The 7,164-nt window shown below is 65.1% G+C and carries 6 protein-coding genes; 3 read left to right on the top strand and 3 right to left on the bottom strand.

Annotated elements, in window-relative coordinates:
• Positions 1 to 162 precede the first annotated feature (162 nt).
• Both ENZ74_RS15745 and ENZ74_RS15740 read right to left on the bottom strand, forming a co-directional pair.
• Positions 163 to 957: a WecB/TagA/CpsF family glycosyltransferase gene (locus tag ENZ74_RS15745; RefSeq protein WP_063170060.1), complete on the bottom strand. Its 795-nt coding sequence runs from the start codon at positions 955 to 957 to the stop codon at positions 163 to 165.
• Positions 954 to 2,126 carry a glycosyltransferase family 4 protein gene (locus tag ENZ74_RS15740; protein WP_063170059.1) on the bottom strand — a complete coding sequence of 391 codons (1,173 nt, stop codon included), beginning with the start codon at positions 2,124 to 2,126 and terminating at the stop codon, positions 954 to 956. Before ENZ74_RS15740 ends, ENZ74_RS15745 begins: the two co-directional genes overlap by 4 nt.
• Positions 2,127 to 2,298: 172 nt before the next feature.
• Between ENZ74_RS15740 and ENZ74_RS15735 the strand changes: the two genes are divergently transcribed.
• From ENZ74_RS15735 to proC, 3 genes are read left to right on the top strand one after another with little or no spacing between them, the layout of a single operon-like run.
• Positions 2,299 to 3,297 carry a glycosyltransferase gene (locus ENZ74_RS15735; RefSeq protein ID WP_063170058.1) on the top strand — a complete coding sequence of 333 codons (999 nt, stop codon included), beginning with the start codon at positions 2,299 to 2,301 and terminating at the stop codon, positions 3,295 to 3,297.
• Complete coding sequence (locus ENZ74_RS15730; protein WP_063170057.1) at positions 3,266 to 4,600, top strand: O-antigen ligase; 1,335 nt, start codon at positions 3,266 to 3,268, stop codon at positions 4,598 to 4,600. Before ENZ74_RS15735 ends, ENZ74_RS15730 begins: the two co-directional genes overlap by 32 nt.
• A gap of 60 nt (positions 4,601 to 4,660) precedes the next feature.
• On the top strand, positions 4,661 to 5,476 hold the full coding sequence (gene proC / locus ENZ74_RS15725) for a pyrroline-5-carboxylate reductase (protein WP_063170056.1): 816 nt from the start codon (positions 4,661 to 4,663) through the stop codon (positions 5,474 to 5,476).
• A gap of 4 nt (positions 5,477 to 5,480) precedes the next feature.
• Here proC and ENZ74_RS15720 read toward each other — a convergent pair whose 3' ends face one another.
• Positions 5,481 to 6,797 (bottom strand): NAD(P)H-dependent oxidoreductase, encoded by a 1,317-nt coding sequence (locus ENZ74_RS15720; protein ID WP_063170055.1) that lies wholly within the window; start codon positions 6,795 to 6,797, stop codon positions 5,481 to 5,483.
• Between the last annotated feature and the right edge of the window lie 367 nt (positions 6,798 to 7,164).

Below are 7,164 nucleotides of genomic sequence, written 5' to 3'. Positions count from 1 at the left end.
GGATGTAATGGTGCGCCGCGCCGGAAACATGGCGATCAAGTGTCTCGCACAGCAGGCGACAGCGCTCGAAATCGGGCGCATAGCTTGCCGTCACGATGGCCGCCGTCGGTGTCTGCCGAAGCGGGCTTGGCTCGACAGCGGCACCTGGCACGAACCTGCTGTTCATTTGGTATCTCCCGCGGCTTCGGGCGCAAGCGAGAATTTCTGCCTGACGACGCGCAGCAGGAACAGCGGGTTGCCGACCACATAGCGGCGCCACAGGCGGCCCGGCTCGACAGCCAACCGGAACAGCCATTCGAGCCGCAGCCGGCGCATCCACAAGGGCGCGCGGGGCACCGCGCCGCTCAGGAAATCAAGCAACGCGCCGACGGCGATCGGCAGCGTGCAATGGCGCGCGTCGATATGGCGTTCGATCCACAATTCCTGGCGCGGCACGCCCATGGCCACGAGCAGCACGTCGGGCCGAAGCGCGGCAATCCGGTCGACGATTTCCTGCTCCTGCGAAGGGGGGAAATAGCCGTCATGGATCACCACGAACCGGTGCTGCACGGCCAGTGCCGCCAGCTTGACCGACGCCGCTTCTGCGTTGACGCGCGTCGCGCCGAGCAGCCCGACGGTCAGCGGCGTCGTCGAGGCCTGCAGGAAGGCCGGGACGAAATCGGTACCATTGAGATTGTCGGGAAACGGCGCCCCGTAGAGGAGCCTCGCCGCCAGATCGATGCCGATGCCGTCGGGCAGGATGAGGAAATCATCGAGTGCTTCGGCGAACACCGGGTCGGTATAGGCGATGTTGGCATTGTGGGCGTTGAGGAAACTGACCTTGGTGAAGCGCCGCTCGGCAATCAGCCGGTTCAGCAGGGCGATGGCATCGTTCCAGCGGACCGCAACCACCGGGATGCCAAGAATCGTCTTCAGCGTGTCGAGCCCGAACGCGGCGCGGGCGGAATGCATGTTCATGCAAACGCCTCCTGCCTGAGAGGGGCGAGCTTTTCGAGGCCGAGCCGGATGGCAGCGTCGAGCGCCTTGACCTGCGAGCCCCGGAACGCGCTGCCGTCAACGTCGCGGATGTCGGCCGCCGCAGCCTCGAGCGCCCTGGCGAAGGCAACGGGATCGTCGGTGACGACGCAATTGGAAGGACGGTGGTCGATGCCGCGCAGCGAACGGCTGGTGGCGACCGAAGGCAGGCCGAGCTCGAAGGTTTCGATGGTCTTCAACTGGACGCCGCTGCCGGCGGTGCTGATCAGCGGGATGACGGCACCACCGCGCACGAAAGCTTGCGCGTCGGGCACGCGGCCGACAAATTCGACACCCGGGTGCTTCGACGCGACGCCCGAAGGCATGTGGCCCGCAATGCGGATGCGGAAATCGGGCCGCAGATGCGGCACGACCTTGCCCAGGAACCAGTCGAGGCCGATGCGGTTCGGCTGCCAGGTCCAGGTGCCGATCAGGGCGGCGTCGCAATCGGTGCGGCGCGGGCTTTTCAGGGTTGGCGCCTGGGCACCGGTCACCAGCGGCAGCACCGCCGAGCGGTTGTCGGAGGCGACACCGAGTGCGGCGCGGTCTTCCTCGGCCAGGGTGAAGACGAAGCGCGCCCGGCGGCAGAGACGCTCTTCGACGGTCTTGAGCAGCCTCGCCTCGCGGCGAAACAGCAGGCGCTGGAAGAGACCGTCGGCGGCAGCGGCATTCTCCCGCGCCGAAAGATGCTCGACATTGTGGGCAACGAAGATCGAAGGCCGCTCAGCGAACAGCTTTTCGAAGGCCCCGGCGAACTGCACGGAATTCAAGACATAGCCGTCAAACGGTCCGGCACGCTCAATGGCAGCGAGAACATCGCTGTCGGACACGGCGCGCAGCTTGACCGACGCGAAGGTGAGGCCCGAAAGCAGCGCCTTGCCGACCCAGGCCAGCTTTTGCCGCGCGGAGGCATTTTCCGTGCGCACGTCGATCGCACCCAGCACCACGGTGTTTTCGGGGTCGGCCGCGGGCTTCCCCGGCCAGGTAAAGCCGATGACGGTGACGCGCGCGCCAGCGCGCCGCAAGGCAGCGATGATCGCAGCGTTGGCGATCTCGTAGCCCGAGGCGAGAGCGCCGTCGGGCACGATCGATGTGGCGAACAGCAGATGCATCTTACCTATCCAGTGGTGTAGCCGGTAGCAAAGTGCGGTGAACCCTTGATTAAGCCTGCACATTCGACGGCCGAAAGCCGCTGCCTGGCGGGCTTCTCCGTGCAAGGTGATTAACGAAACCTTATCAACCGTGGTGCTACCAGAGCCCAACTCACCATGTGGCTGGACACGGATGATCCCTTTGCCATCGGACGGTTCGGTATCGGTCGCGGGACGCACGCCGCGGCTTGACGTCGAGGCCGTCGAAGCCGTCGTCACCTTGCCGACCTTCAAGCGTCCCGAGCAGGTGCTGGAAACGCTGGCGTCGCTGCGCGCGCAGCAAACCGGCAGGCGCTTTGCCGTGATCGTCATGGAGAACGAAGCCGAGGCGCGGGCCGGCGCCAAGGCGGTGCTGCCGCTGTTCGAGCGGGGCGAAATGCCGGGCCTGGTGATCATCGCGCATGAGCGCGGCAATTGCAGCGCCTACAATGCCGGCTGGCAGACAGCCATCCTGCAATTCCCGAACTTCAGGCATCTGCTGGTCATCGACGACGACGAGATCGCCGATCCGCAGTGGCTGGAACGGATGTGCCTGGCTGCCGAAACGCTCGGCGCCGACATTGTCGGCGGCCCGCAGGTGCCCGTGTTTGCCGACCCCGCCCATGCGCGATGGGCAGAGCATCCGGTGTTCGCGCCGCCTTACCGGGAAACCGGACGCGTGCCGGCGCTCTATTCGTCGGGCAATCTTCTGGTCGGGCGCAACGTGCTGATCGCCATGGGTCCGCCCTTTCTCGATCTCAGATTCAATTTCATGGGCGGCGGCGATTCCGACTTTCTCAGCCGGTCGGTGCAAAAGGGCTTTGTGCTGGGCTGGTGCGCCGAGGCCAAGGTGCTGGAAACCGTTCCGGCGCGGCGTATCGAAGCCGACTGGATCCGCGCCCGCAGCCTGCGCAACGGCGTCATCTCGACACTGGTCGAAAAGAAGAAGCGCGCCGGCACGCCAATGGCCGGCGCCAAAGTGTTGCTGAAGAGCCTGGCACTGCTTGCCGCCTCGCCGTTTCGCGGCCTGATCCGGCTGGCGCGGACCCGATCGCCGGCGATCGCCATCTACCCCGTCCATGTGGCGCTGGGCCGCGTGCTGGCCGAATTCGGATATGCCAATGAGCAATACCGCCAGCCTGAGAAAAACTGAGCGCGCGCCGCTCGGCGACGCGTTCACGCGCGAAGGCGTGGCCACCGCCATTGCCGCGCTGCTGTTCACCGTCATCATGGTGTCGTTCCGGCCGTTCCAGCCGGGCGGCGCCGAACTCACCGGTCAAGGCGGCGACATCGTCAACCAGCTTGGCTTCGGTTCGCTCGGCGCCATGTCGATCTTCTCGCTGATGGCCTTTGCCGATCCGCGCGTGGTGCGCTCGCTGCTGAGCCCATCCTGGGTGTTGATGCTGGGCTTCTTTTTCCTCTCGGTGATCCTGTCGACCGATCCGCCTTCGGCCATGCGCGCCGCCTCCTTCACGCTGATCGGCATCCTGACGATGGCGACGATCCTGGTGCTGCCGCGCGACGCCGAGGCCTTCTCGAAGGTGATCATCTTCACCGCCGTCGTGGTCATGGGCCTTTCCTATCTCGGCCTCATCGTCTTTCCGCACGAGGCGATGCACACAGCCGACTCGCAGGAGCCCGAACATGCCGGCCTGTGGCGCGGCGTGTTCACCCACAAGAACATTGCCGGGCCGGTCATGGCCTGCCTCAGCTTCGCAGGCCTCTATCTCTACCGGCGCGGGCAGCGCTACTGGGGCGCCGGGATCTTCCTCGCGGCGATGATCTTCATGCTGCACACCGGCTCCAAGACGACAGCCGGCCTGGTGCCGTTCTCGATCCTGATCGTCATGTTCCCGAGCCTGATAGGCATGCGGCTCGGCACGCCGATCCTGTTTGCGCTGGCCATCATCGCCACGGCTGTCGGCACGCTGGGCATCGTCTTCCTGCCGCCTGTGAAACATCTGGCGGCGATCTATTTCCCCGGCATGACCTATACCGGCCGCACGACGCTGTGGGAGTTCGCCGGCAGCATGCTGGCGAAGAAGCCATGGACCGGCTACGGCTATGAGAGCTTCTGGGGCACGCCGCTCTTGCTCAACCAAGACCAGCCATTCGACCGGCCCTGGGACATCAGGACCATCGTGCACGGCCATGACGGCTATCTCGACATCGCCGTGCTGATGGGCATTCCGGCACTATGCGTGGCGGTCTACACCTTCCTCATCGCGCCGCTGCGCGACTACATGCGCATTCCGTTGCGCAGGGAAAACATCTTTCTCGGCGACTTCTTCATGATGGTGGTGCTGTTCACGGCGCTTAACGCTTTCCTCGAAAGCTTCTTCTTCCATCGCGGCGACCCGGTCTGGCTGTTCTTCGTGCTCGGCGTGCTCGGCCTCAGGCAAGTGTCGCTGCGGCCAATCGCGGTGCGCGATCCCGATCGCGGCTCGCGATCCTGATGGGGCTTCCCCAGGGAAGCGCCATCGTCTATGTGAAGGCCTTCCTCTGGAGGGCTTTCGATGACGATCAGGCTTGTTCTCGCCGGCTGCGGCAATATGGGCTACGCCATGCTCTCGGGCTGGCTGAAATCCGGCAAGCTCGCGCCGTCGGCGGTTTTCGTGGTCGAGCCCAATGCCGATCTGCGCAATCGCGCGGCAACGCTGGGCTGCGCGACATCAGCCGATGCCGGTAGCATACCGGCCGATGCCCTGCCCGATCTCGTGGTCATCGCGGTGAAGCCGCAGGTGATCCGCGACGTCACGGCCGCCTACAAGCGCTTCGGCGACGGCCGCACCACCTTCGTCAGCATCGCCGCCGGCACGCCTGCCGCCACCCTCGAGGAAATCCTCGGCAACCGCGCGCCGATCGTGCGCTGCATGCCCAACACGCCCGCGGCGATCGGCAAGGGCATGATGGTGGTGTTCTCCAACAAGCTCGTGTCCGATGACACCAAGCGTTTCGTCGCCGACCTTTTGTCGGCGAGCGGCGAAGTGGCCACCATCGACGATGAGGGCCTGATGGATGCGGTGACCGCCGTGTCCGGATCGGGGCCGGCCTATATCTTCCATTTCATCGAAGCGCTGACGGTTGCCGCCGAGAAGGCCGGTCTGCCGACGGCGACCGCCAAGCTGCTCGCCATGCAGACCGTCTATGGCGCCGCCTCGCTCGCCGCCGAAAGCGGCGAGGAACCGGGCGTGCTGCGCCAGCAGGTCACCAGCCCCAACGGCACGACGGCCGCGGCGCTGGCCGTTCTGATGGGCGAGGACCGGCTGACCAATCTGCTGACGCAAGCGGTGGAGGCTGCGCGGCTGCGGTCGGTCGAACTGGGGAGATAAATCCTCAGTTTGTCCCGTACAGCATCTCATCCTGCAGCCGGCGCAAGGCGAACAGCCTCGTCGTCTGGTCGGGCGACGCATTATCCGCCGTCAGCAATTCGCCTTTCGTGACCGGTTTCAGCACCTTGCCGCCCTCGAGCAGGCCGACCGGCACGGCGCGCTGGGCGCGGGCTTCGCCGACGGTCATCGTCCAGGAGCGGTAACAAGTCTCGCCGATCGCATCGAAGGTCTCGCCGGCGACTAGGTCGCGCTTGGCAACGGCGCAGACTTCGGCCACGGGCCGCGGCAACGGCACCATGTCGGGCTTGCCGAAAAGCACGATGCGGGCTGCGGTCAGCGGCACTTCCAGCGACGTCAGATGATAAGGCCGGAACAGGCTGTAATAGGGGCCGTGCCCGATATGCAGATCGTCCATGCGCTCGATGATGCGCGGATGCGTCGCCTCGACGATGACGAAGACGCCGGGCGCGACGCCCTTGCCGACCGTGTAGTCGACGACGCCTTTCTTCGTGAGCAGACCGCCATCCTCGCGCGGGATGAGCACCTTGGCGAGGTCGTCGCGATCGGCCCTGGGGCCGTGCATGCCGGGGACGTCCGGCACCAGCCCGGTGGCGTTGGCGATGGCGCACATCTCGACCATGGTCTTGGAGCCGTCGACGAACTCGACCAGCATGCGCGGGTTCATGTTGCGGCGGATCGCTTCGGCGCGATAATCGTCCGGTACGGCATCGTGGTTGAGCGGGTTGTTCTTGCCCTTGCCGGCCGACACGATGGTCAGCCCGAGCGCCGACGCAAACTCGATCAGTTCCATGCAGCTCGACGGCTCGTCGCCCGCACCCACCGAATAGACGACGCCAAGCCGGTCGGCCTGCTGCTTGAGATAGCAGCCGATGGTGACGTCGGCCTCGACGTTCATCATCACCAGATGCTTGCCGTGCTCCATCGCCATGAGGTCGAAATCGGCGGCGACGCCCGGCTTGCCGGTGGCGTCGATGACGACGTCGATCAGCGGATTGGTGACCAGCATCTCGTTGGATGTGACGGCGATTTTTCCCGCCTCGATTGCCGCGGTGACTTTCGAGGCGGTGTCGGCTTCGACCGCCATGGCTTCGTCGCCATAGGCGATACGGATAGCGTCGCGCGCGGTGTGCGGGCGGCGCGTCGAGACGGCGCAGACCGAAATGCCCGGCATCAGCATGCCCTGCGTGACCAGATCGGTGCCCATTTCGCCCGAACCGATGACACCGATGCGCACCGGGCGGTTCTCGGCGGCACGCTTGGCGAGATCACGGGCAAGCCCGGTCAGGGCGACGTTGGTCATGCAGGAATGTCCACAGCTTCGTGATTTGGGGTCGGATAGCAGGGAATGGGTTCTATTTGCCAACGAAACCCGGTCGCGACCGGCAATTTCCCACGAAATCGTCTCGGAAGGCACGTCCGCCGGGGCTCGATTCGCCGAAGCCCAACCAATTGACATTGCAGCGGACAACCCCAATAAAACATTCGTTTGTCAACAAAGGCAAATGTTCACCGACGCGACAGTCGGGAAGCATTCGCCTCTGGGCAAATTGGGGAGTGTCTTTGCGCCACGGCGTCAAAGGCTGGATGGAGCATCATTGCGAGGCGTCGAGCGAAGGCTCGCGGCTCCAGGGGAGGAAAAATGGATACTGTTCTCGCGGGCCTAAAAG

It is taken from the genome of Mesorhizobium sp. M7A.F.Ca.CA.002.15.2.1 (assembly GCF_003998715.1).
Classification (GTDB): domain Bacteria; phylum Pseudomonadota; class Alphaproteobacteria; order Rhizobiales; family Rhizobiaceae; genus Mesorhizobium; species Mesorhizobium ciceri.
This window is presented reverse-complemented; position numbering and strand designations above follow the sequence as displayed.